The organism is Halomonas sp. 3H (assembly GCF_024206005.1).
GTDB lineage: Bacteria > Pseudomonadota > Gammaproteobacteria > Pseudomonadales > Halomonadaceae > Halomonas > Halomonas campaniensis.
This window is the reverse complement of sequence record NZ_CP100360.1, coordinates 3,085,238-3,109,669: the sequence shown is the minus strand read 5'-3', so window position 1 is coordinate 3,109,669 and position 24,432 is coordinate 3,085,238. Positions and strand designations below refer to the sequence as shown.

23 protein-coding genes are annotated in these 24,432 nt (G+C 68.8%); 20 read left to right on the top strand and 3 right to left on the bottom strand.

The window, feature by feature from the left end; all coding sequences use genetic code 11:
• Positions 1–24: 24 nt before the first annotated feature.
• Positions 25–1,401 (bottom strand): NCS1 family transporter, encoded by a 1,377-nt coding sequence (locus tag NFC98_RS14340; RefSeq protein WP_254275600.1) that lies wholly within the window; start codon positions 1,399–1,401, stop codon positions 25–27.
• Between the two features lie 111 nt (positions 1,402–1,512).
• Positions 1,513–2,259: an aspartate/glutamate racemase family protein gene (locus tag NFC98_RS14335; protein ID WP_254275599.1), complete on the bottom strand. Its 747-nt coding sequence runs from the start codon at positions 2,257–2,259 to the stop codon at positions 1,513–1,515.
• 368 nt (positions 2,260–2,627) lie between these two features.
• Between NFC98_RS14335 and puuE the strand changes: the two genes are divergently transcribed.
• The 17 genes from puuE (at position 2,628) to NFC98_RS14250 (ending at position 20,440) form a co-directional block, all read left to right on the top strand.
• Positions 2,628–3,566, top strand: a complete 939-nt coding sequence (gene puuE, locus NFC98_RS14330) for an allantoinase PuuE (protein WP_254275598.1) — start codon at positions 2,628–2,630, stop codon at positions 3,564–3,566.
• A 170-nt stretch (positions 3,567–3,736) separates the two neighbouring features.
• Positions 3,737–4,570: a bifunctional allantoicase/(S)-ureidoglycine aminohydrolase gene (locus NFC98_RS14325; RefSeq protein WP_254275597.1), complete on the top strand. Its 834-nt coding sequence runs from the start codon at positions 3,737–3,739 to the stop codon at positions 4,568–4,570.
• Between the two features lie 158 nt (positions 4,571–4,728).
• A complete protein-coding gene (locus tag NFC98_RS14320; protein WP_254275596.1) occupies positions 4,729–5,214 on the top strand; it encodes an ureidoglycolate lyase in 486 nt (161 codons plus the stop codon).
• Between the two features lie 179 nt (positions 5,215–5,393).
• Positions 5,394–7,169, top strand: a complete 1,776-nt coding sequence (gene gcl / locus NFC98_RS14315; protein WP_254275595.1) for a glyoxylate carboligase — start codon at positions 5,394–5,396, stop codon at positions 7,167–7,169.
• Positions 7,170–7,328: 159 nt separating this feature from the next.
• Positions 7,329–8,108, top strand: a complete 780-nt coding sequence (gene hyi / locus NFC98_RS14310) for a hydroxypyruvate isomerase (RefSeq protein WP_254275594.1) — start codon at positions 7,329–7,331, stop codon at positions 8,106–8,108.
• Positions 8,109–8,156: 48 nt separating this feature from the next.
• Complete coding sequence (locus NFC98_RS14305) at positions 8,157–9,044, top strand: 2-hydroxy-3-oxopropionate reductase (RefSeq protein WP_254275593.1); 888 nt, start codon at positions 8,157–8,159, stop codon at positions 9,042–9,044.
• Positions 9,045–9,252: 208 nt separating this feature from the next.
• Complete coding sequence (locus NFC98_RS14300; protein ID WP_254275592.1) at positions 9,253–10,593, top strand: glycerate kinase; 1,341 nt, start codon at positions 9,253–9,255, stop codon at positions 10,591–10,593.
• Positions 10,590–12,074, top strand: a complete 1,485-nt coding sequence (gene pyk, locus NFC98_RS14295; protein ID WP_254275591.1) for a pyruvate kinase — start codon at positions 10,590–10,592, stop codon at positions 12,072–12,074. Before NFC98_RS14300 ends, pyk begins: the two co-directional genes overlap by 4 nt.
• Positions 12,075–12,083: 9 nt before the next feature.
• A complete protein-coding gene (locus tag NFC98_RS14290; protein ID WP_254275590.1) occupies positions 12,084–13,340 on the top strand; it encodes an amino acid deaminase in 1,257 nt (418 codons plus the stop codon).
• Positions 13,341–13,422: 82 nt separating this feature from the next.
• Positions 13,423–14,157: a GntR family transcriptional regulator gene (locus tag NFC98_RS14285; protein ID WP_254275589.1), complete on the top strand. Its 735-nt coding sequence runs from the start codon at positions 13,423–13,425 to the stop codon at positions 14,155–14,157.
• A gap of 107 nt (positions 14,158–14,264) precedes the next feature.
• Positions 14,265–15,092 carry a molybdate ABC transporter substrate-binding protein gene (gene modA / locus NFC98_RS14280; protein WP_254275588.1) on the top strand — a complete coding sequence of 276 codons (828 nt, stop codon included), beginning with the start codon at positions 14,265–14,267 and terminating at the stop codon, positions 15,090–15,092.
• Positions 15,092–15,760, top strand: coding sequence for a molybdate ABC transporter permease subunit (modB, locus tag NFC98_RS14275; protein ID WP_254275587.1), 669 nt, complete (start codon positions 15,092–15,094; stop codon positions 15,758–15,760). Before modA ends, modB begins: the two co-directional genes overlap by 1 nt.
• Complete coding sequence (locus tag NFC98_RS17985; RefSeq protein ID WP_302055071.1) at positions 15,753–16,898, top strand: ABC transporter ATP-binding protein; 1,146 nt, start codon at positions 15,753–15,755, stop codon at positions 16,896–16,898. Before modB ends, NFC98_RS17985 begins: the two co-directional genes overlap by 8 nt.
• Entirely contained in the window at positions 16,895–17,467 is a 573-nt protein-coding gene (locus NFC98_RS14265; RefSeq protein WP_254275586.1) for a DUF192 domain-containing protein, read from the top strand. The genes NFC98_RS17985 and NFC98_RS14265 overlap by 4 nt, the downstream gene beginning before the upstream one ends.
• A gap of 121 nt (positions 17,468–17,588) precedes the next feature.
• A complete protein-coding gene (locus NFC98_RS14260) occupies positions 17,589–18,599 on the top strand; it encodes a DctP family TRAP transporter solute-binding subunit (RefSeq protein ID WP_254275585.1) in 1,011 nt (336 codons plus the stop codon).
• 64 nt (positions 18,600–18,663) lie between these two features.
• Positions 18,664–19,143 (top strand): TRAP transporter small permease, encoded by a 480-nt coding sequence (locus NFC98_RS14255; protein ID WP_254275584.1) that lies wholly within the window; start codon positions 18,664–18,666, stop codon positions 19,141–19,143.
• Positions 19,133–20,440 (top strand): TRAP transporter large permease, encoded by a 1,308-nt coding sequence (locus NFC98_RS14250; RefSeq protein ID WP_254275583.1) that lies wholly within the window; start codon positions 19,133–19,135, stop codon positions 20,438–20,440. The genes NFC98_RS14255 and NFC98_RS14250 overlap by 11 nt, the downstream gene beginning before the upstream one ends.
• Before the next feature lie 100 nt (positions 20,441–20,540).
• Here the strand turns inward: NFC98_RS14250 and NFC98_RS14245 are convergent, their stop codons facing one another.
• Positions 20,541–21,077 (bottom strand): macro domain-containing protein, encoded by a 537-nt coding sequence (locus NFC98_RS14245; RefSeq protein WP_254275582.1) that lies wholly within the window; start codon positions 21,075–21,077, stop codon positions 20,541–20,543.
• Positions 21,078–21,233: 156 nt separating this feature from the next.
• Between NFC98_RS14245 and NFC98_RS14240 the strand changes: the two genes are divergently transcribed.
• The 3 genes from NFC98_RS14240 (at position 21,234) to NFC98_RS14230 (ending at position 24,295) form a co-directional block, all read left to right on the top strand.
• Positions 21,234–21,470 (top strand): DUF2798 domain-containing protein, encoded by a 237-nt coding sequence (locus NFC98_RS14240; protein ID WP_254275581.1) that lies wholly within the window; start codon positions 21,234–21,236, stop codon positions 21,468–21,470.
• A 174-nt stretch (positions 21,471–21,644) separates the two neighbouring features.
• Entirely contained in the window at positions 21,645–23,033 is a 1,389-nt protein-coding gene (locus NFC98_RS14235; protein ID WP_254275580.1) for a KamA family radical SAM protein, read from the top strand.
• A 281-nt stretch (positions 23,034–23,314) separates the two neighbouring features.
• A complete protein-coding gene (locus NFC98_RS14230) occupies positions 23,315–24,295 on the top strand; it encodes a TAXI family TRAP transporter solute-binding subunit (RefSeq protein WP_254275579.1) in 981 nt (326 codons plus the stop codon).
• Positions 24,296–24,432 lie beyond the last annotated feature (137 nt).

The window sequence follows — 24,432 nt, the reverse complement described above, 5'->3', positions numbered from 1 at the left end:
CCGGGCGGGAGTCGAGGGAGACGCCTACTGGCGGAAGCGCTGGCAGGGGGCCCAGTGGTTCATCAGCAGGTAGTAGGTGACGCCGGCCGGGATCAGGCTGGCGTACCAGGAGACCGCGGAGAAGGTCAGGGCGGCGGCGATGCCGACGGCGGTCGCGATCAGTGCGGCGACGTTGACTCCTTGGTAGGGACCGGTCTCGTCATAGAGCTTGCCGAGGTCCAGGGTACGGCGACGGATGATGTAGTAGTCCACCACCAGGATGGCGAAGATCGGGCCGAGGAAGGCGGAGTAAGTCTGCACGAAGAGCTGCAGGCCGGCGGCGGAGTCGGGCTGTACCAGCTTCCAGGGGAAGGTGGCGAAGGCCAGCAGGCCGACGATCACCGTGGAGGTGGTGAACTTGAGCTTGAAGACGTCCATCAGAACGTAGGTGGGCGGCACCACGTTGTTGAGCACGTTGGTGGTGACCTGGGCGAAGGCGATGAACAGCAGGGTGGTCATCAGCAGCGGGGTGTTGTCCACGGCGTTGGCGAACACCTGGATCGGGTCGGCGGTGCCGGTGGCCTCGGAGACCATGTAGCCGATCAGGCCCATGAACAGGGTGCAGGGCAGGATCGACATGGCGTAGATGGTGGTGAGCAGGCTCTGGGCGGTGCCCTGCTTGTGCTCGCGGGCGTAGTCGCTGACGTTGAGCATCATGGTGCTGTAGATGCCCAGGAACAGCATGGTGGCGCCCCAGAACGGCAGGCCCCAGGAGCCTTCCATGGTCAGCAGGCTGGCGGAAAGCTCGTCGCCGTAGCGCTGCACCGTGGCGTAGAACATGTACATCAGCGAGGCGAGGATGAAGACGCTGCCGATATTCTCCAGCCACTTGATGCCCTGGAACCCCATCACCGACAGGCCGATCTGCAGGAACTGGAAGGTGATGAAGTAGAAGATCAGGTTGTCGAAGCCGAACAGGGTGGCCGAGACCATGTTCAGCGCGCCGGCGCCGATCCAGCTCTGGAAGCCGTACCACACCACCGCGGGCACGGCCCGCACCAGGCCGGGTAGCCGGGTGCCGGCGAAACCGAAGGCGCTGCGCGCCTGGACCATGAAGGGGATGCCGTACTTGTAGCCGGCGGCGCCATTGAGGGCCAGGGCAATGCCGATGACGAAGCAGCCGATGGCGATCGCCAGGGTGGCCTGGATCAGGTTGAGGGTGCCGACCACGCTGGAGCCCATGGCGAAGGTGCCGATGGACACGCATCCGCCGAACCAGGCCAGGAAGTAGGAGGTGCGCCCCATGATCCGCGTCTGCTGCGGGGCCAGCGACTCCTGGCCAGGGGCCTTGTGGCCGCTGATGGCATCGGGAGGGGCTGAGGCCGCCTGGGCGGTGGTTGCCTGTGAAGTGGGCGTTGTCATGTCGAGGTCCTCGCAAGTCGCTTGTTGGTATTGGATTGTCCGGTCGAGCCGGGTGTCTTGCGGTCTGGCGTGCTGCCGGCAGCGCTGTTGTTGTCGTGTCGGGGCGGTCGGTCAGCGGTTCGGGGTCAGGTGGGAGAACCGCTCGAACTGGCCGGTCATGGGCTTGGGCCGCGGGAACGCCAGGTCGCCGTGCTTGCTGGTGCCGAGCCCCAGCCCCACCAGCGCCTCGGCCAGCTTTACGGCAGCGGTGACGCCTTCCACCACCGGCAGGCCCACCTCGCGGCTGATGGTGTCGGTCAGGTCGGCCATGCCGCCGCAGCCCAGCACGATGGCGCCGATGCCGTCCTCGTCGCGGGCGCGCCGGCACTCGTCAATGATGCGTGCCAGGGCCGCATCGCCGCTCTCCTCCAGGTCCAGCACCGGGATCTCTGCGGCGCGCACCCGGCGGCAGTGGTGGCGGAAGCCGTACTGCTCCAGCAGGTGCTCGGCGATGATGCCGGTGCGGCCCAGGGTGGTGACGATGGAGAAGCGGGTGCTGACCAGCGTCGCCATGTGGAAGGCGGCCTCTGCGATGCCGATCACCGGGGCGCGCGTCAGCTCCCGCGCGGCCAGCAGCCCCGGGTCCCCGAAGCAGGCGACCACGTAGGCGTCGACCTCCGCCTGCTCGCCCGCCAGCACCTCGTCCAGCACGCCCACGGCGCTGATCGCCTCGTCGAAGTGGCTCTCGATGGAGACCGGCCCGCTGGCGGGCTGGGTGGCAGTGATCCGGGTGCCGGGTGCGGCGATGCGGCTGGCGGCGTCGCCGATCGTTGCCGTCATGCCGGCAGTGGTATTGGGGTTGATGACGCGAATATGCATGGCGCGGGCCCTGTCCTGTGGACGTGAAATGATTTCTTTGTACACAAAATAGCGGCCTTTTGTTCAAGCCGCAACCCTCGGCTGCCAGGGCAGCGATGGTCAGAATATTCCAAAGTAAATCAGTGTATTGTCGTTTTTACGAGGAGGCGCCGGAATGATCTTCGGCGATAGACCTTGGTCTATTGCGGGAGTTGCGGGTCGTAATGTCGGCTATTTTGATATTAAACTGTATACAGTGTGTGCCCTTCGCGAGGGCTTGCAGATCAAGTGGACACAGCCTATCTTTTCTTTGTATACATAATAAATGTTCGTTCCCGTTCCGGCTCCCGGGCCGCCGCGACAGCCGATAACAACCAGGAAGCTTCGCCATGACGCACGTTCCCTCATCCGACTACCCTCGTGACCTGATCGGCTATGGCCGCACGCCGCCCTACGCCAACTGGCCGGGCCGGGCGAAGATCGCCGTGCAGTTCGTGCTCAACTACGAGGAGGGGGGCGAGAATTGCGTGCTGCACGGCGATGCCGGCTCCGAGCAGTTCCTCTCCGAGATCATCGGCGCGGCCAGCTACCCGGACCGCCACCTGAGCATGGAGTCGATCTACGAGTACGGCTCCCGGGCGGGGGTATGGCGCATCCTGCGCGAGTTCGAGCGCCGTGGCCTGCCGCTTACCGTCTTTGGGGTGGCCATGGCACTCGAGCGCCACCCGGAGGCGGCCCACGCCTTCAGGGAGCTGGGCCACGAAGTCGCCTGCCACGGCTACCGCTGGATCCACTACCAGGAGATGCCGGAGGCGCAGGAGCGCGAGCACCTCAAGCAGGCCATGGCGATCTTCCAGCGCCTCTACGGGGAGAAGCCCCAAGGCTGGTACACCGGCCGCGACAGCCCCAACACCCGCCGGCTGGTGCTCGACGAGGGGGGCTTCCTCTATGACAGCGACTACTACGGCGATGACCTGCCGTTCTGGACCCGCGAGCGCGACAGCCGGGGCGTCGAGCACGACCACCTGATCGTGCCCTACACCCTGGACACCAACGACATGCGCTTCGCCGCGCCCCAGGGCTTCAATACCGCCGACCACTTCTTCACCTACCTGCGCGACGCCTTCGACGTGCTCTATGCAGAGGGCGAGGAGTCGCCGAAGATGCTCTCCATCGGCATGCACTGCCGCCTGCTGGGGCGCCCGGGCCGCTTCCGCGCCCTGCAGCGCTTCCTCGACCATATCGAGGCCCATGACCGGGTCTGGGTGGCGCGCCGGGTGGATATCGCCCGCCACTGGATGGAGCATCATCCGGCACCGGGGCGGTGAACCCCCCGTCGCTCGGAGTGGCTCGAGGCTGATCCGGCGACAGGCCTGTACGGGGGCGCTGTGAATACGTCCCTGTACGCTACCTCGGCCTTCCCTGGGCCTCGGACCCCCTCCAGACCTGTCCCCGGCGCCTCTCGCTGGAGACGAGTTCTCTCTGACCAGGACAAACCATGAAACCACGCACCTACTACGCCCCCGCCGGCGGTCATCCGCCCCAGACCCAGCTGCTCTCCGACCGGGCGGTGTTCACCGAGGCCTACGCCGTCATTCCCAAGGGCGTCTTCGGCGATATCGTCACCAGCAACCTGCCGTTCTGGGAGAACACCCGGCTGTGGGTGCTGGCGCGCCCGCTCTCCGGCTTCGCCGAGACCTTCTCCCAGTACATCATGGAGGTCTCGCCAGGCGGCGGCAGCGAACGCCCCGAGCTCGACCCGGAGGCCGAGGGCGTGTTGTTCGTGGTGGAGGGGGAACTCTCCCTGTCCCTCGCCGGCAAGCGCCACCGCCTGGTCCCTGGCGGCTATGCGTTCATTCCGCCCGGTAGCGACTGGCAGGTGAAGAACGAGGCCGATGCCCCGGTGCGTTTCCACTGGGTGCGCAAGGCCTATGAGAAGGTCGAGGGTATCGATGCGCCCGAGGCCTTCGTGGTCAACGAGAATGACCTCGAACCCAACCCCATGCCGGGCACCGAGGGGCGCTGGGCCACCACCCGCTTCGTGGATCCCGACGACGTGCGCCATGACATGCACGTCAATATCGTCACCTTCCAGCCCGGCGCGGTGATCCCCTTCGACGAGACCCACGTCATGGAGCATGGCCTCTACGTGCTGGAGGGCAAGGCGGTCTACCACCTCAACCAGGACTGGGTGGAGGTGGAGGCCGGCGACTTCATGTGGCTGCGCGCCTTCTGCCCCCAGGCCTGCTATGCCGGCGGCCCGGGGCCCTTCCGCTACCTGCTCTACAAGGACGTCAACCGCCACCCGAAGCTGCGCCTGGGTAGTCGCTGATACGGCGCCAACCTGAGGAGCGCCGGGGACAGGTCTGGAGGGGGTCCTATGCCAGGGATGGCATCGGTAGCGCCCAGGGAGGGGTTCACAGCGCCCCCGAGCAGGCCTGTCGCCGGGTAAGCTCCGACAGGAGAGCCAGAAGTGTTCAGGAGAACGACATGCTGGAACTGAAAGCCGAACCGCTGACCGCCGAGGTCTTCGCCCCCTTCGGCGACGTCATCGACGCCCGGACGTCGGCGTGGTTTCCCATCAACGCCGGGCGCACCCGGCGCCACCACGACCTGGCGACGGTCGAGACCCTGGGGGAGGGCGCGCGGACGCTGGTCAGCATCTTCGTCAGCCAGCCGGTGACGGTCCCCCTGGAACTCGACTTCCTGGAGCGCCACCCGCTGGGCAGCCAGGCCTTCATGCCGCTGCACGAGGAGCGCTTCCTGGTGGTCGTGGCCCCGCCGGGTGATGAAATCGATCCCGCCGAGGTGCGCGCCTTCATCACCGACGGCCGCCAAGGGGTCAACTACCGTGCCGGCACCTGGCACGCCATCCAGTCGGTGCTGGAGCGGGAAGGGGAGTTCCTGGTGGTGGATCGGGGCGGCGAGGGAAACAACTGCGACGAGCATCCGCTGGCACTGCGCATCACCCTCTGATCGCCACGCATCTGGACTGAATTCTATACCCAAGTGGTTGACGCCACTTGGGTATTTTCATGCATATAGTTATTTTGAAAATATTTTCCACATAGCCTTGACGGGGTTGGGGCGGCGGCCTAATCTCGGTATACAAAATGATTTTCCAAAAACAAGACACCTCACTGGAGGATCCCGTCATGGCCCGCATGACCGCTGCAGAAGCCGCCGTTCACGTGCTCAGGAAGGAAGGCATCGATGTCGCCTTCGGGGTGCCCGGCGCCGCCATCAACCCCTTCTATGCCGCGATGCGCCAGGTGGGTGGCATCGACCATGTGCTGGCCCGCCACGTCGAGGGCGCCTCGCACATGGCCGAGGGCTACACCCGCACGAAGGCCGGCAACATCGGCGTGTGTATCGGCACCTCCGGCCCCGCCGGCACCGACATGATCACCGGCCTTTATTCCGCCAGCGCCGACTCCATCCCGATCCTCTGCATCACCGGCCAGGCCCCGCGTGCCCGGATGCACAAGGAGGACTTCCAGGCGGTGGACATCCAGGCGATCGCCGGCCCGGTCACCAAGTGGGCGGTCACCGTGCTGGAGCCGGCCCAGGTGCCGCGCGCCTTCCAGCAGGCCTTCCACCTGATGCGCTCCGCGCGCCCTGGGCCGGTGCTGATCGACCTGCCCATCGACGTGCAGATGAGCGAGATCGAGTTCGACCCGGACACCTACGAGCCGCTGCCCGTCTACAAGCCGGCGGCCAGCCGGGCCCAGGTCGAGAGGGCGATCGCCATGCTCCAGGAGGCCGAGCGCCCGCTGATCGTGGCCGGCGGTGGCATCGTCAATGCCGATGCCAGCGACCTGCTCCTCGAGTTCGCCGAGCTCACCGGGGTGCCGGTGATCCCGACCCTGATGGGCTGGGGCACCATCCCCGACGACCACCCGCTGATGGCGGGCATGGTGGGGCTGCAGACCTCCCACCGCTACGGCAACGCCACGCTGCTCGCCGCGGACTTCGTGCTGGGCATCGGCAACCGCTGGGCCAACCGCCACACCGGTAACGTCGAGACCTACACCCGGGGACGCAAGTTTGTCCACGTGGATATCGAGCCGACCCAGATCGGCCGTATCTTCGGGCCGGACCTGGGCATCGTCTCCGATGCCCGGGCGGCGCTTGCGCGCTTCGTCGAGGTGGCCCGCGAGATGCACCAGGCCGGCACCCTGAAGGATCGCGGCCGCTGGGCCGAGGAGTGCCAGGCGCGCAAGCGGACCCTGCTGCGCAAGACCCATTTCGACAACGTGCCGGTCAAGCCGCAGCGGGTCTATGAAGAGATGAACCGCGTCTTCGGCAAGGAGACCCGCTACGTCAGCACCATCGGCCTCTCCCAGATCGCCGGGGCCCAGTTCCTGCACGTGTACAAGCCCCGCCACTGGATCAACTGCGGCCAGGCGGGACCGCTGGGCTGGACCATCCCGGCGGCCCTGGGGGTGCGGCGCGCCGACCCGGAGGCGGACATCGTCGCGCTCTCCGGCGACTATGATTTCCAGTTCATGGTCGAGGAGCTGGCCGCCGGCGCGCAGTTCAACCTGCCCTGGATCCACGTGCTGGTGAACAACTCCTACCTGGGGCTGATTCGCCAGGCCCAGCGCGGCTTCGACATGGACTACTGCGTGCAGCTCGCCTTCGAGAACATCAACTGCCCCGAGATCGACGGCTATGGCGTGGACCACGTGGCGGTGGTGGAGGGGCTGGGCTGCAAGGCGCTGCGGGTGACGCGGCCCGAGGAGATCGCCCCGGCGCTGCGGGAGGCCCGCCGCATGATCGCCGAGTACCGCGTGCCGGTGGTGGTGGAGGTGATCCTCGAGCGGGTGACCAACATCGCCATGGGCACCGACCTGGACGGCGTCACCGAGTTCGAGGCCCTGGCCGAGAACGTCGAGGATGCGCCCACCTCCATCGCCGCCCTGACCTGAGTTTCATAAGGAGCGCGTGGGGCTGAACCGTCGACAAGCCTACGAGGAGGCGCTGTGAACCCCTCCCTGGGCGCTACCGATGCCATCCCTGGCATAGGACCTCCTCTTCGGCTTGTCCCCGGCGCCCCACACCCTGACCAATTGAGCAAGGAGACCAAGATGCCCAAGTTCGCCGCCAACCTCAGCATGCTGTTCACCGAGGTGGAGTTCCTCGACCGCTTCGCGGCCGCCGCCCGGGCCGGCTTCCAGGGAGTGGAGTACCTCTTTCCCTATGACTATCCGGCCGAGACCCTGAAGGCCAGGCTGGACGACAACGGCCTGACCCAGGTGCTCTTCAACCTGCCGGCCGGCGACTGGGCCGCCGGGGAGCGCGGCATCGCCTGCCACCCGGAGCGCGTCGAGGAGTTCCGCGAGGGCGTCGAGCGCGCCATCGCCTACGCCCGGGTGTTGGGCAATACCCAGGTCAACTGCCTGGCCGGCATCCAGCCCCAGGGCGTCAGCGACGACGAGGCGCGCCAGACCCTGATCGAGAACCTGCGCTTCGCCGCCGGGAAGCTCGCGGACGCCGGCATCCTGCTGATCGCCGAGCCGATCAACACCCGCGACATCCCGGGCTTCTTCCTCAACCGCACCGAGCAGGCGCTGGCGATCTTCGACGAGGTGGGCAGCGACAACCTCAAACTGCAGTACGACATCTACCACATGCAGATCATGGAGGGGGACCTGGCGCCGACGATCGAGAAGCACCTCGCGCGCATCGCCCATGTGCAGATCGCCGACAACCCCGGCCGTCACGAGCCCGGCAGCGGCGAGATCCACTACCCCTTCCTGTTCGCCCACCTGGATCGCCTGGGTTACCGGGGCTGGGTCGGCGCCGAGTACAAGCCGGCAGCGACCACCGAGGAAGGGCTGGGCTGGCTGGACCTGGCGCGGGGCTGAATCGCCGTCCGATAACAAGACGACAAGAGAGACAAGAGGAGAGAGATCATGAGCAAGATAGGATTCATCGGCCTCGGCATCATGGGCCGCCCCATGGCGGGCCACCTGCTGGACGCCGACCACGAGCTGATTACCGTCCGGCGCGGCACCCTGGACGCTACCCTGGCCGAGAAGGGCATGCGCGAGCTCGACAGCCCCGCGGCGGTGGCCGGCGAGGCCGAGGTGATCATCACCATGGTACCGGACACCCCGGACGTGGAGGAGGTGCTGTTCGGCGAGGGTGGGGTCATCGAGTGCCTCAAGCCCGGCACCCTGGTGATCGACATGAGTTCCATCGCACCCATCGCGACGCAAGGCTTCGCCAGGCGTATCCATGAGGCCGGCGGCGAGTACGTCGATGCCCCGGTCTCCGGCGGCGAGGGCGGCGCCATCAACGCGGCCCTGACGATCATGGTCGGGGCCACGGAAGAGGGCTTCGAGCGCGCTCGCCCGATCCTTGAGGTGATGGGCAAGACCATCACCCGTATCGGTGGCCACGGCGCCGGGCAGACCTGCAAGGTGGCCAACCAGATCGTCGTCGCCCTGACCATCGAGGCGGTGGCCGAAGGCCTGCTGTTCGCCTCGAAGGCCGGCGCCGACGTGGCCAAGGTGCGCGAGTCGCTGCTCGGCGGCCTCGCCCAGTCGAAGATCCTCGACGTCCACGGCGCGCGCATGATCGAGCGCACCTTCGCCCCCGGCTTCAAGATCAAGCTGCACCAGAAGGACCTCAACCTCGCCCTGGAGGGTGCCCGCAGCCTTAACCTGGCGCTGCCCGGCACCGCCAACGCCCAGCAGCTGTTCCAGGCCTGTGCCGCCCACGGCGGCGCCGACTGGGACCACGCCGGCATCCTGCGCGCCCTTGAAGCGCTGGCCGACCACCAGGTCGGCCAGGCATGAGTCTGTCCGCCGGCCAGGTGCCTGGCCGGCGGACGACGGGGAGGTGACTGCTCCCCGGGACAGGCGTCGGGTCGTCGTCTGTCCCGGCCACCCGCGGGTGGCCTTGCCCGGCGGCGGGTCCGTCCCGTCGCCGGGTCCTTTTCCACGACCCCCGATTTCCCTTTCCTGGCTGACCAGGCCTGACCTGGAGGAGTGTCCGATGGTCGCGATGCCTTCCCCGCAAACCCTGTCCCCGGCGGCCGGGCCGCTGTCCCCGTCGAGCGACGATGCCGCGGGCTGGCTGCGCCGCCTGGCCGACATCGCCGTCGCCGCCGTGCACCCGCGCTCCCTGCTCCCGGGTCGGCTGCCCGAGCCGCCCGCCGGGCGCACCCTGGTGGTCGGCGCCGGCAAGGCCGCGGCGGCCATGGCCGCCAGCCTGGAGCAGGCCTGGCAGGCGAACCATCCCGAGGCCCCCCTGGCCGGCCTGGTGGTGACGCGCTACGGCCACGGGCCCGAGCAGGGCGCCGCTTGCCAGCGTATCGAGGTGCTGGAGGCGTCCCATCCCATGCCCGACGGGCTGAGCGAGCGGGCCGCCCGGCGCATGCTCGAGGCCGTCTCCGACCTCGGCGAGAACGACCGGGTGATCGCCCTGGTCTCCGGCGGCGGCTCGGCGCTGATGAGCCTGCCGGCGCCGGGCATCACCCTCGCCGAGAAGCAGGCGATCAATCGCGCCCTGCTGCGCTGCGGCGCGCCGATCCGCGAGATCAACACCGTGCGGCGCCACCTCTCGGCCATCAAGGGGGGGCGCCTGGCCGCCGCGGCCCACCCGGCGCCGGTGCTGACCTGGGTGATCTCCGACGTGCCGGGCGACGATCCGGCGCTGGTCGCCTCGGGACCGACCCGGCCGGATGCCTCCACGCCGAGTGACGCCCTGGCGATCCTCGAACGCTACGGTATCGAGATCCCGGCCGGCGTGCGTGGGCACCTGGCGGGAGCCGACGATGCCCCGCATGCCACCGATGCCGGTTTCGCCCGTGACGAGGTGGCGGTGCTGGCGCGGGCCGGCGATGCCCTGGCGGCGGCGCGAGCGGTGGCCGAGGCGGAGGGCGTCGAGGTGCGCCTGCTCGGCGATGACCTGGAGGGCGAGGCCCGCGAGCTGGGGCGTGCCCAGGGGCGCCTGGCACTCTCGTTGCGCGACGCGCCTCGGGGCAGGCCGCTGCTGCTGCTCTCCGGTGGCGAGACCAGCGTCACCGTGCACGGCGACGGCCGCGGCGGGCGCAACGTCGAGTATCTCCTCGGGCTCTTCGAGGCCCTGCGGGGCGCCGATGGCATCCATGCCCTGGCCATCGACACCGACGGCATCGACGGCTCCGAGGACAACGCCGGCGCCCTGTTCGGCCCCGACGACTGGACGCGCGCCGGCCGGCTCGGCCTCGACCCCGTCGATTACCTGTCACGCAATGACGCGTATACTTTCTTCGAGGCGCTCGACCGGCTGATCGTCACCGGGCCGACGCGCACCAACGTCAACGATTTCCGTGCCATTCTGGTCTTGCCGAGGACACCATGACGCTTCCCCCCCACGCCCCCATCCATGACCCCATCCGCCGCACCAAGATCGTCGCCACCCTGGGCCCGGCCAGCGACCGCGAGGGGGTGCTGGAGGCGATGATCGCGGCCGGCGTCGACGTGGTGCGCCTCAACTTCTCCCACGGCTCGGCCGACGACCACCGCCAGCGCCTGGTGCGGGTCCGCGAGATCGCCGCCCGCCTGGGCAGGAGTGTGGCCGCCCTGGGCGACCTCCAGGGCCCCAAGATCCGCATCGCCCGCTTCGCCGATGGCGCCGTGGAACTCGCCGAGGGCGCTCCCTTCATCCTCGACATGGCCCTGGACGGCACTGCCGGCACTCGGGAACGGGTCGGCTGCGACTACCGGCAGCTGATCGATGACGTCGCCCCGGGCGACCGCCTGCTGCTCGACGACGGCCGGGTGGTGCTCGACGTCACCGCCGTTCGCGGCCGCGAGATCCACACCACCGTGGTGGTCGGCGGCCGGCTCTCCAACAACAAGGGCATCAACAAGCAGGGCGGCGGCCTCTCGGCGCCGGCGCTCACCGACAAGGACCGCGCCGACCTCGCCACCGCGGTCGAGATCGGCGTCGACTACCTCGCCGTTTCCTTCCCGCGCACGGCCGCCGACATGGCCGAGGCCCGGGCGCTGCTAGGCGAGGCCGGCGCCGAGATCGGCCTGGTGGCCAAGCTGGAGCGCGCCGAGGCGGTGGCCGACGCGGCCACCCTGGACGGCATCATCGAGGCCTCCGAGGCGGTGATGGTGGCCCGCGGCGATCTCGGCGTGGAGATCGGCGACGCCCAATTGATCGGCATGCAGAAGCGCATCATCAAGCGCGCGCGCACGCTGAATCGCGCGGTGATCACCGCCACCCAGATGATGGAGTCGATGATCGAGTCGCCGCTGCCCACCCGGGCCGAGGTGTTCGACGTGGCCAACGCGGTGCTCGACGGCACCGACGCGGTGATGCTCTCCGCCGAGACCGCCGCCGGCGACTTCCCGGTGGAGACCATCGAGGCCATGGACCGGGTCTGCCTGGGCGCCGAGCGCGAGAAGATCGCCCAGGCCTCCGGCCACCGCATCCACGAGGGCTTCTCGCGGATCGACGAGACCATCGCGCTGTCGGCGATGTACGCCGCCAACCACCTGGAAGGCGTGGCCGCCATCGCCTGCATGACCTCGACCGGCTACACGCCCTTGATCGCCTCGCGCATCCGCTCGGGGTTACCTATCGTCGGCCTGGCCCACAGCCCGGTGGCCCAGCGGCGCATGGCGCTCTACCGCGGGGTGGTCTCGCTGCCCTTCGACACCCGCGACATGGCGCCCACCGAGCTCAACGACCGAGCCTTGGCCCTGCTGGTGGAGAAGGGCATCGCCGAACCCGGCGACCATGTCATCCTGACCCGGGGCGACCACATGAACGCCCATGGCGGCACCAACACCCTGAAGATCCTCGACGTGAACGAGAGTCACGAAAGCTGAGGAGGCACCATGCGGGACACGATGTCGACCCTCGATTCCGCGCCCGGCGGCAGCAAGGGGAGTGTGGAGACCGGCCGGGAGCTGCTCTCCGGTGTCAGCCTGCCGGCCGCCGTGGTGCACGAGGCCCCGCTGGCTCATAACCTGGCCTGGATGCATCGCTTCGCCGAGGCGCGTGGGGCGCGCCTGGCGCCCCACGGCAAGACCACCATGGCGCCGGCGCTCTTCCATCGCCAGCGGGAGGCGGGGGCCTGGGCCATCACCCTGGCCACCGCCCCCCAGTGTCGCTCGGCCTTCGCCCATGGGATCACTCGCCTGCTGCTGGCCAACCAGCTGGTCGGCGAGGCCAACATGGCGATCATCGCCGAGCTGGTCGAGGCCGGGGCCGATATCACCTGCGTGGTCGACGGGGAGGAGAATGTCCGCCAGCTCGGCCGCTACTTCGCGGCCCGCGGGCTGCGCCTGAAGGTGCTGATCGAGCTCGGCATCCCGGGCGGTCGCTGCGGCTGCCGCGACCATGACCAGGTGATGGCGCTCGGCGAGCGGGTCGCGATGGAGCCGGCCCTGGTGCTCGCCGGGCTCGAGGGGTACGAGGGCGTGATCCATGGTGCACAGCCCGAGGTCGAGGTGCGCTCCTATGCCTGGCGGCTGGTGGAGGCCGCCCAGGCGCTGGACCGCGACGGCCTGATCGAGGCGACCACCCCGGTCATCACCGCCTCGGGCTCGGCCTGGTACGACCTGGTCGCCGAGGTCTTCCAGGCGGCGAGGCTCGGGCCTCGCTTCGTGCCGGTACTGCGTCCCGGCTGCTATGTGGTCCATGACCACGGGCTCTACCACGAGGCCCAGGGGGGCGTGCTGGCGCGCCGCCCCGAACTGGACCGGGGTCTGGAGCCGGCGCTGGAGGTGTTCGCCCAGGTGCAATCGTTGCCCGAGCCGGGCCTGGCCATCGTCGCCATGGGCCGCCGCGACGTCGGCGGCGACCGCCTGCCGATCCCGCTGCGCCGCTATCGCGAGGGCGGTGATCCGGCGCGACCCCGGGGCGTGGCGGGCTGGGAGGTGGTCAAGCTGATGGACCAGCACGCCTTCGTGCGCCTGCCCGAGGCGGCGGATGAGGAAACCGAGGGTGACATGCGCGTAGGCGACGTGCGCGTCGGCGATATCGTCGCCTTCGGGGTCTCCCACCCCTGCCTCACCTTCGACAAGTGGCGGACGGTCCTGCGAGTCGACGAACGCCTGGTGGTCCGCGAGGCGATGGCCACCTGCTTCTGATCCTGTATACAATCAGACGTCAGGATGGTGTCATTCTTCGCCAAACGTGCGAAGGTGCTACCAGGTGACTCGAGGGCGTCGTATGAGCAGGAGCTGGAAGGAAGAGGTGGAGGCCGCCGTCCTGGCGGGCGAGCGGATCAGCGACCGGCATATCGTCGATCGGGTGCGTCACGCGGTGCTGACCCAGCGGCTGCCTCCGGGCACGCGGCTACCGGAGGTGTCGCTGGGCGAGATCTTCGGGGTGAGCCGCTCGGTGGTGCGCAAGGCCTTGACCCGCCTGGCCGCCGATCATGTCATCGACCAGCGCCCCAACCAGGTGGCGCGGATCCGCGCGCCGAGCATCGCCGAGACCCGCGAGACCTTCGCGGCCCGCCGCCTGGTGGAGGGCGAGGTCGTCGCGCTGCTGGCCGGCCAGCTGGATACCGAGGCGCTGGAGGGGCTGGTCCGAGAGGTGGAGCAGGAGGCCGAGGCCCACGCCCGCGGCGACGAGCCGGCGCGCATCGCGCACTCCCTGGCGCTCCATCACCGGCTGGCCGAGCTGTCGCCGAACCGGGTGCTCGGCGCCATGCTCACCGACCTGATCCTGCGCACCTCCATCGTCATCGCCCTCTACAAGCGCCCCTCGCTGGCCTCCTGCTTTCTCGAGGGAGACCATCCGCAGCTGCTCGCGCGGCTGCGCGAGGGCGATGCCGAGGGGGCACGCGGGGTCATCGAGGCCCACCTGGAGGCCCTCCAGGCGCTGCTCGACCTCGGGCCCCGCGAGACCGAGACCGACCTCAGGGCAATCTTCGGGGGCCTGGTCGCCGACCGCTCCTGAGGGCCTTGATCCCCGTCACCCGGCGGTGCTGCGTTGGCACGCATGCCTTGTGGCGATGCCGGGCCCTGGCCGACAATGCGGGCATCCCCAAAGATCCGGAGTCTCCCGTGCGCTCACGATGCGTGGCCTGGCTGCTCGGCCTGGTACTGTTATTACCCGCGACCCTGGCCAAGGCCGACATCCCCACGGTGGCGGCGGCCTCGGACCTGCAGTTCGCCCTCACCGAGGCCGCCGAGCGCTTCCGCGCCGAGACCGACCGCGAGCTGCGCCTCAACTTCGGCTCGTCGGGCAACTTCCGCCGCCAGATCAGTCAGGGAGCGCCCTTCGAGCTCTACCTCTCCGCCGACGAGGCCTATGTGCTGGCGCTTCACGAGGAGGGGCGCACCGAGGGCGAAGGGGTGGTCTATGCCATCGGCCGGCTGGCTTGGCTGCAGCGGCCCGGCCGCGATGACCTGCCGGGCGAGGACGAGCCCCTGGCCGGGGTGCGCGAGGCGCTGGCGGCTCATGCTGCGGGGGAGGGCAGGCCGCGCCTCGCCCTGGCCAACCCGGAACACGCTCCCTACGGGGTGGCGGCGAAGCAGGCCCTGGAACACGCCGGCCTTTGGGAAGAGACGCTGCCGCTGCGCGTGATGGGCGAGAACGTGTCCCAGGCCGCCCAGTTCGCGCTCTCCAGCGATGCTCGCGGCGGGCTGGTGGCCTGGTCCCTGGCGCTGGCACCCTCTCTTGCGGATCGCAGCGACCACGTACTGATCCCCGAGGCCTGGCATGCGCCCCTGGTGCAGCGCATGGCGCTGGTGCAGGGGGCCGGCGAGACCGCGCGGGCCTTCTACGCCTGGCTGCAGGAGGAGCCGGCCAGGGAGATCCTGGCCGAGTACGGCTTTCGCCTGCCGGGCCATGATGATCCATCCCCCGATGCGGGAGTTGTCACGCCCTGATGGACTGGACGGCCCTTTCGGTCTCGCTGCGCCTGGCCGCCTTTACCTGCCTGCTGCTGCTGCCGGTGGGGCTCTGGCTGGGGCGCACCCTGGCCACTACCCGCTTTCGCGGCAGGCCGCTGTGCGAGGCGCTGGTGGCGCTGCCGCTGGTGATGCCGCCCACGGTGCTGGGCTTCTACCTGATGCAGGCCTTCGGCGCCGAGGCCCCCTTCGGCGGGCTCTGGTCGCACCTGTTCGGCGCGGGGCTCAACTTCACCTTCACCGGCATCCTGATCGCCTCGCTGGTGGCGAACCTGCCCTTCGCCGTGCAGCCGATCCAGCGGGCCTTCGAGACGGTGCCGGCCAACCTGCGCGAGGCGGCCTGGTGCAGCGGGCTCTCGCCCTGGCAGACCTTCCTGCGCATCGAGCTGCCGCTGGTGTGGCCGGGGATCATCTCCGCCCTGGCGCTCACCTTCGCCCACACCCTGGGCGAGTTCGGCGTGATCCTGATGGTGGGGGGCGCCATCGACGGCGAGACCCGCACCCTGGCCATCGCCATCTACGACCGGGTGCAGGCCTTCGACGAGTCGGGGGCAGGCATCATGTCGGCGATGCTGCTGCTCGTCTCCTTCGTGACCATCGGCGTGGTCTACGGCCTGGCGGGCCGGCGGAGGTGGCGCCGTGCCTGAGACGGACCCCCGCAACGCGGCGCGTCTGGCGGTGAGCCTGCATCAGCCGGGCCCGATTCCCCTGGCGGCGGACTTCCACTGCGAGGCCGGCGAGCTGCTGGCCCTGGTGGGGCCCTCTGGCAGCGGCAAGACCACCCTGCTGCGGGCCATCGCCGGCCTGGCACGCCCCGGTGCGGGCCGGGTCAGCGTCGGCGGGGAGACCTGGTTCGACGCAGAGGCGGGAACCTGCCTCTCCCCCCAGCGCCGCCGCGTCGGCCTGGTGTTCCAGGACTACGCGCTCTTTCCCCACCTGACGGCGCTGGGCAACATCATGGTGGCCCTGGACCCGCTGCCGCCTGCGGCGCGACGCGAGCAGGCCATGGCCTGGCTCGGCCGGGTGCGGCTCGAGGGGCTGGCCGACCGGCACCCCGCCGAGCTCTCCGGCGGCCAGCGCCAGCGGGTGGCGCTGGCCCGTGCCCTGGCGCGCCAGCCGCGGGTGCTGTTGCTCGACGAGCCCTTCTCGGCGGTGGATCAGGTCACCCGGCGCCGCCTGCAGCGCGAGCTGGCGATGCTTCGCGAACAGATCCGCATCCCCATCGTGCTGGTCACCCATGACCTGGACGAGGCGGCGGCGCTGGCCGACCGGCTCTGCGTGCTGCACGCCGGCCGCACCCTGCAGGCGGGACCGCCGGAGTCGCTGTTTCGACGGCCGGCCTCGCCCGAGGTGGCCCGGCTGCTGGACCGCCACAATGTCTTCGAGGGCGAGGTGGTGGCGCAGGGCGGCAGCCGGCAGCTGCGCTGGGGACCCTGGCGGCTCGAGGTGGCCGAGGGGCTTGAGGTCTTGCCTCCCGGCGCCCGGGTGAGCTGGTACCTGCCGCCCTCCGATGTGGTGCTGCATCGGCGTGGGCGACCCTCCCTGGGCGAGCGGGAGAACCCGGTGACGGCACGGGTCGACGAGCTGGTGGTGCTGGGCGGCATGACCTCGGTGTCGCTGGCCTTCGACCATGCGCCTCAGACCCTGAGCTTCGAGATCGCCACCCATGCGGCGCGCCGCAACGGGCTGGCCCACGGCGAGACGGTGCAGGTCTCGCTGCTGGCCGAGGGCATCCACCTGATGCCCGACGATGGGCCGATTGCCACCCTGAGGAACCCGACATGACCCCGATACGACGCCTGATCCTGACCGGCCTGGCGGCCCTGCCGCTGGTTCTCGCCCTGTCGCCGGCCTCGCTGCTGGCCACCGAGGGGGAGTCGCCGGCCCTGGAGACACTGCCGCTGGTGATCCATGGCCAGGCGCGGCGGCACCCCTTCACGGTCGAGGTGGCGCGCACCATCCCCGAGCGCAGCCGAGGCCTCATGGATCGCGACCACCTCGACGATGAGGCCGGCATGCTGTTCCTCTATCGGGACGCTCAGTCGCCCCGCAACGGCTTCTGGATGTATCGCACCCGTATCCCGCTGGATATCGCCTTCATCGGCGAGGACGAGCGCATCGCGGCGATCCGCACCATGCTGCCCTGTGACGCCGACCAGCCTTCGGAGTGCCCGGTCACCTATCCCGGGGTGCCCTATCGGGCGGCGCTGGAGGTCAACGCCGGCACCTTCGAGCGGCTGGGCATCGCCGAGGGCGACTGCGTCAGCTGGCCCGGCAGCGCGGGGCACTGCCAGTCGGCGCCGGATGGCGGCGAAGGCGCCGACCCGGGGGCGTCGTCGGCCCCCGACGACTAGCCTCGACGAGCAGGGGAGGGCGGACGGGCTATCATTCAACGCAGCGCCTCGTAGAATATTTCCTTCCGACAACAATCGTGCCGTCCGGCATCCTGCCGGGCGGCCACCGCAAGGACACGCCATGACCACCACACGCCATCTCGCCAAGCTGGCCGCCGCCCTGGCCGGCGCCGCTTTGCTCAGCGCCTCGCTCTCCGCCCAGGCCCGCGAACTCTCCGTCTCCACCGTGCTCTCCGACGCCTTCCCCTGGGGCCAGGCGGCCGAGAAGTGGGCCGAACTGGTCGAGGAGCGCACCGAGGGGCGCCTCACCCTGCGCGTCTATCCCAATTCCCAGCTGGTGGCCGGCGACCAGACCCGCGAGTTCTCCGCCATGCGCTCAGGGCTGATCGACGCCGCCGTGGGCTCCACCATCAACTGGTCGCCCCAGGTGCCGGAGCTCAACCTCTTCTCGCTGCCCTTCTTCCTGCCCGACGAGGCGGCGGTGGACGCGGTGACCGGCGGGGCGGCCGGCGAGATGATCTTCGAGGCCATCGAGTCCCGCGACGTGATCCCGCTCGCCTGGGGCGAGAACGGCTTCCGCCAGCTCTCCAACTCCCGCGGCCCGATCAGCGAGCCCGGCGACCTCGACGGCCTGAAGATCCGCGTGGTGGGCTCGCCGCTGTTCCAGGACACCTTCAACGCCCTGGGCGCCGACCCCACCCAGATGAGCTGGACCGACGCCCAGCCGGCGCTGACCACCGGCGCGGTGGACGGCCAGGAGAACCCGCTCTCGGTGTTCGACGTGGCGCGCATCGACCAGGTGGGCCAGCAGCACCTGACCCTGTGGAACTACATGAACGACCCGCTGATCTTCGCCGTGAATCGCCAGGTGTGGGACTCCCTCGACGAGGGTGACCGCGAGATCCTGCGCGAGGCGGCCGTGGAGGCCGGCCAGTGGGAGATCGCCATGACCCGCGAAGAGGAGGGCGAGCGCCTGGCCGCCATCCAGGAGCGCGGCGTCAACGTCACCGAGCTGACCGACGAGCAGTACGAGGCCTTCGTCGAGGCCACCGCCGAGGTCCATGACAAGTGGGTGCCGCGCATCGGCGAGGCGCTGGTCGAGGCGGCTCGCGAGGCCGTCGAGGCGCGCTGAGTCCCGAAGCATGTCACGCCCGTCGCCCCCGCATCCGGGGGCGACGTCATTTCATGAGGTCGACATGAAACTCACTCCCGATGCCCGCCCGGAGCGCTGGCTCGCCTCCCTGGCGCTGGTGATCATCGCGCTGATCAGCCTCGGCAACGTGGTCACCCGCTACATCACCGGCGGCTCGCTGGCCTTCACCGAGGAGTTCTCGGTGTTCCTGCTGGTGGTGCTCACCTTCGCCGGGGCCGCGGTGGCCCTGCGCCGCAACGGCCATATCCGCGTGGGCCTGCTGGAGCGCGCACTGCCGTCGGCGCCACGCCGGGCACTGATCCTCTTCCAGTGGGCCTGCGGCATGGCGGTGCTGGGCCTGATCACCTGGTTCGGGGCCAGGCTGGCCTGGCAGGAGTACCAGTGGCAGTCGCTCTCGCCGGGGCTGGGGCTGCCCCAGTGGTGGTACATCGCCTGGCTGCCGCTGCTCTCGGCGGCGATGCTGATTCGCCAGACCCAGCAGACCCGGGACCGCCTGCGCGGGGGGCTCGCCGATGAGCCCTGACCTGTGGATGCTGCTGGCCTTCGCCGGCCTGCTGATTGCCGGGGTGCCGGTGGCCTTCTCCCTGGGCCTGGCCGGCGCCGTGGGCATCCTGGCCGGGCTGCCGCCGGCGATGCTGGCCACGCTGGGCACCAACACCTACAACAGCATCGCCAAGTACCCGCTGATCGCCATTCCGCTGTTCATCCTCACCGGGCTGATCTTCGAGCGTTCGGGGGTGGCGCTGCGCCTGGTGCGCTTCGCCCAGGCGCTGATCGGCCCGCGCCACGGCGGCCTGGCCCTGGTGGCGGTGCTGGTGTGCATGATCATGGGCGGCATGAGCGGCTCCGGCCCGGCGGACGCCGCCGCGGTGGCCATGGTGATGCTGCCGAGCATGACGAAGGCGGGCTACCCGAAGCCCTTCTCGGCGACCCTGATCGCCGCCTCGGCCTCCACGGCGATCCTGATTCCACCCTCGGTGGCGCTGATCCTCTACTCCATCGTGGTGCCGGGGGTCGACCTGCGCGCGCTCTTCGCCGCCGGGCTCTTCCCCGGCATCCTGGCCGGCCTGGCGCTGCTGGTGCCGGCGCTGCTGGTCTCGAAGCGCTATGGTTGGGAAGGTCGGGGCTGGGAAGGGGGCGCCGAGCGCCTGAAGGTGGGCGAGACCTTCAAGCAGGCGCTGCCGGCGCTCTTCGCCCCGGTGCTGATTCTCGGCGGGCTGCGCTCCGGGCTCTTCACCCCCACCGAGGCGGCGGTGGTGGCGGTGGCCTACGGGGTGGTGATCGGGCTCTTCGTGACCCGCGAGATCGGCCTCCGGGACCTCTGGTCGCTGTTTGGCGAGGCGGCAGTGATCTCGGGCGTGGTGATGCTGATCATCGCGCTCGCCGGCATCTTCGCCTGGGCCGGCACCATGCTGGGCACCTTCCGCGACATGGCCCAGTGGATCATCGCGCTGACTGACAACGGGGTGCTGCTGCTGATCCTGATCATGCTGGCGGTGCTGGCCGCCGGCATGCTGCTCGACGCCATCTCCATCTACCTGATCCTGATGCCGATCCTGATCCCGGTGATGCAGCACTTCGAGTGGAACCCGGTGTGGTTCGGCATCCTGCTGGCGATGAACATCGCCATCGGCCAGTTCACCCCCCCGGTGGCGGTGAACCTGATGGTGACCACCGAGGTGGCGAAGATCCGCCTGGAGCAGACCGTGGGCTGGGCGCTGCTCTTCGTGGTAGCCATGGCCGGCGCCCTGGCGCTTGTCGCCATTTTCCCGGAGATCGCCCTGTGGCTGCCGAGGACGCTGGGCTACAACGTCGGGTAGGGCGCATGTCGCGCTTTTCATGCTGCCCGGAGATCGCCCTGTGGCTGCCGAGGACTCTGGCTACAACGTCGGGTAGGGCCCTGGTCGGTCGCGGCGTGAATCAGCGCTTTTCAGGTTCAGATTGCTGCAGGGTCGCCAGGGTGCGCCGGTAGAGCTCGGCGCTCTCGGCATCGAAGAGCACGAAGCGCACCCGTTCGATCCCGGGGCAGTCGGGCAGGGTGGTGAGCACCGTGGCCAGCGCCACCCGTGCCGCCTCCGCCGGCGGGTAGCCGAAGGCGCCGGCGGAGATCGCCGGAAAGGCGACCGAGGTGATACCGTGCGCCTCGGCCAGGATCAGGGCGTTGCGGTAGCAGGCGGCAAGCAGCGCGTCGGCAGGCTCGTCCATCCCGTAGACCGGGCCCAGGCAGTGGATGACGTGGCGGTTGGGCAGGTCGAAGGCCGCCGTGATCACCGTCTCGCCCGGTCGGATCGGGGCCAGCGGACGGCAGGCGCGATCGAGCTCGGGGCCCGCGGCGCGGTGCAGGGCGCCGGCCACGCCGCCGCCCGGACGAAGTTCGGCGTTGGCGGCATTGACCACGGCATCGATGTCGGGCTGGTGGGCGATATCGCCCTGGAGGCACTCGAGGGTGGCGGTCATGGGTCTCCTCCTGGCTGGGGCTGGCACCTCCCAGTCTGGTCGTTCCCCGGGGGGCCGGGCAACCGAAGTGCGACGCCTGGACGCCTCTCGCCCGGTGAGGTGATCGTATATGATAGCGTCCTAAGCTTATTCCCTTTCTGCTTACCTGGAGTCGCCATGATCTTCCCCCCTCGCCTTGCCCCGCTGGTCTTCTCCGTGCTGATGTCGATCTACATGGTGACCCTGATGACCTTCGTGATCACCTGGGTCAATACCGGGCTGGGCGAGGAATTCACGGCACGCTGGTGGCGCGCCTTCTATATCGCCTGGCCGATCGCCTTCGCGCTGATCCTGCTCGGGGCGCCTCGCCTGCAGCGCCTCACGGCGAAGCTCATCCGCAAGCCGGAGAAGTGAGCCGGCCGCCTCGAATCAAGTGTTGCATGATCTGCGCTTTCGCGTGACATTCGTTGCAAATCGATGCAGGAAGTTGCACTTTCTCGTCCCGGTCTGTACCAATAGCCTCCCCCGATGAGAAGACGGTGGCCCTTGCCGGCAAGGCTGGGCCCCGGACAACGAAGAGGAGGCGAGATGAACCAGCGCGTCAATGTCGAGCTCGGCAGCCCCGAAGCGGAGGCCTTCGAGGCTCGACAGTTCAAGGTCTATACCCACCGCCAGCTCGACAAGATCGAGGCGATCCAGAACCTGCCTGACGACCTGCGCTTCGATATGCGGGTCGTCAGCCAGGTGCTGCCGTTCCGGGTCAACGAGTATGTGATCGAGGAGCTGATCGACTGGAACAACATCCCCGCGGATCCGGTCTTCCAGCTCACCTTCCCCCAGCGCGGCATGCTGCGCCCCGAGCACTACGACGAGGTGGCCGAGCTGGTCCGCCGCGGCGCCGATGCGGCCGAGATGAAGCCGGTGATCGAGCGGGTGCGAAGCGAACTCAACCCTCATCCGGCGGGGCAGATGGACCTCAACCTGCCGCTGCTCGACGGTGAGCCGTTGCCGGGCATGCAGCACAAGTACCGCGAGACTGTGCTGTTCTTCCCCAGCCAGGGGCAGGTGTGTCACAGCTACTGCACCTTCTGCTTCCGCTGGGCGCAGTTCGTCGGTGACAAGGACCTGAAGTTCGCCTCCAGCGAGGCGGATTCACTCCACCGCTACCTGGCCGAGCATACCGAGGTGACCGACCTCCTGATGACCGGCGGCGACCCCATGGTGATGAAGGCCAAGCACCTGCGCCAGTACCTGGAGGGGCTGATGGCGCCCGAACTGGACCACGTCCAGGACATCCGCATCGGCACCAAGAGCCTGACCTTCTGGCCCTACCGCTTCGTCACCGACCCGGATGCCGAGGATATCCTCGCGCTCTTCCGAGAGCTGACGGCGGCCGGCAAGCATGTCGCCTTCATGGCGCACTTCAACCACTGGAAGGAGATGGACACCCCCATCTGCCGCGAGGCGATCCGTCGCATTCGCGCCACCGGTGCCGAGATCCGCACCCAGGCGCCGCTGCTCAAGCACATCAACGACGATGCCGGCCAGTGGGCGCGCATGTGGACCACCCAGGTGCGCCTGGGCATGATCCCGTATTACATGTTCGTGGAGCGCGACACCGGCGCCCGCCACTACTTCGAGGTGCCCCTGGTGCGCGCCTGGGAGATCTACCGCGAGGCGATGAAGCAGGTGCCGGGGCTGGCGCGCACCGCCCGTGGGCCGTCGATGTCCGCCGATCCCGGCAAGGTGGAGATCCAGGGGGTCACCGAGATCAAGGGCGAGAAGGTCTTTGTGCTGCGTTTCATCCAGGGGCGCGACAGCGACTGGGTGCAGCGCCCCTTCTTCGCCAGGTACGACGAGGCCGCTACCTGGCTCAACCATCTGGAACCGGCGCTGGGGGAGAGCGAGTTCTTCTTCGAGGCCGAGTTCGCGGCCATGAAGGACGAGAAGCAGGCGCTGATCATGAAGGCCTCCTGAGCCACCCTCGGCTCCACGGCCCCCCGTGTCACTCCTCGAGAACCGCGCCACGGCGCGGTTTTCTTGTTGCTACGCAGCAATAAGTTAACGTTTCATAAACGCGGGCAGGCGCTAGACTCTCGACATGGACACCGGAAATTTGCCTGACCTGAGCGATGTCATGGTCAGGTATTTTCTCTGGCGTAATTTTTTCCGCTAAAGTAGGAGAGAGTGGTAGATTCGCAGGCCCCGGGCCGCGAACTGCCCGGTAACGAATGCCTACAACGTCAAGAGGTATGTTCATGAAACGCCATGCATTCTCGGCTGCTGCCTTCTCCGGTGCGCTTCTGGGTGCCGCCATGTTCTCCGCCCCGGCCGTGGCGCAGGAACGCTTCATCACCATCGGCACCGGCGGCCAGACCGGTGTGTACTATGTGGTCGGCCAGTCGGTCTGCCGCATGGTCAACCGCGGCAGCGACGAGCACAACATCCGCTGCAACGCCCCCTCCACCGGCGGCTCCGTGGCCAACGTCAACGGCATGAAGAGCGGCGAGCTGGACATGGGCGTGGTGCAGTCCGACGTCCAGTACCGCGCCTACCACGGCGAAGACAACTTCGCCGAGGACGGTGCCTGGGAGGACATGCGCGCCGTCTTCACCATGCACGGCGAGCCGCTGACCGTGGTCGCCCGTGCCGACTCCGGCATCGAGCACATCAGCGACTTCCCGGGCAAGCGCGTCAATATCGGCAACCCGGGCTCCGGCCAGCGCAACACCATGAACGTCGTGATGGACGCCATGGGCTGGGATACCGACACCTTCTCGCTGGCCTCCCAGCTGGATGCCGCCGAGCAGGCTGCGGCCCTGTCCGACAACAACATCGATGCCATGGTCTACGTGGTGGGCCACCCCAACGGCTCCATTCAGGAGGCCACCACCACCATCGATGCCCGCCTGGTGCCGGTGACCGGCCCCGAGATCGACGAGATCATCGAGGCCAATCCCTTCTACACCCGCTCGGTGATTCCCGGCGGCCTCTACCGCGGCAACGACGAGGACGTCGAGACCTTCGGCGTAGCGGCCACCTTCGTCACCTCCACGGAGCTGGACGAGGAGATCGTCTACGAGACCGTCAAGGCGGTGTTCGAGAACTTCGACCGCTTCAAGCGCCTGCACCCGGCCTTCGAGAATCTCAATGAAGAGGACATGATCTCCGACGGCCTGACCGCACCGCTGCATGACGGCGCGGCCCGCTACTACCGGGAGCGTGGCTGGATCGAGTGATCCCGGCAGTGTCAGCCAATCACCCGTGGTGATCGATGCGCGGACCCCCTCGGGGCGTCCGCGCATCTCGTTGGTGAGTCGGCTTACTGCCGTCGCCGCGGGAAGGGAATGAACATAAGTCAAAGACAGTGGGCAGG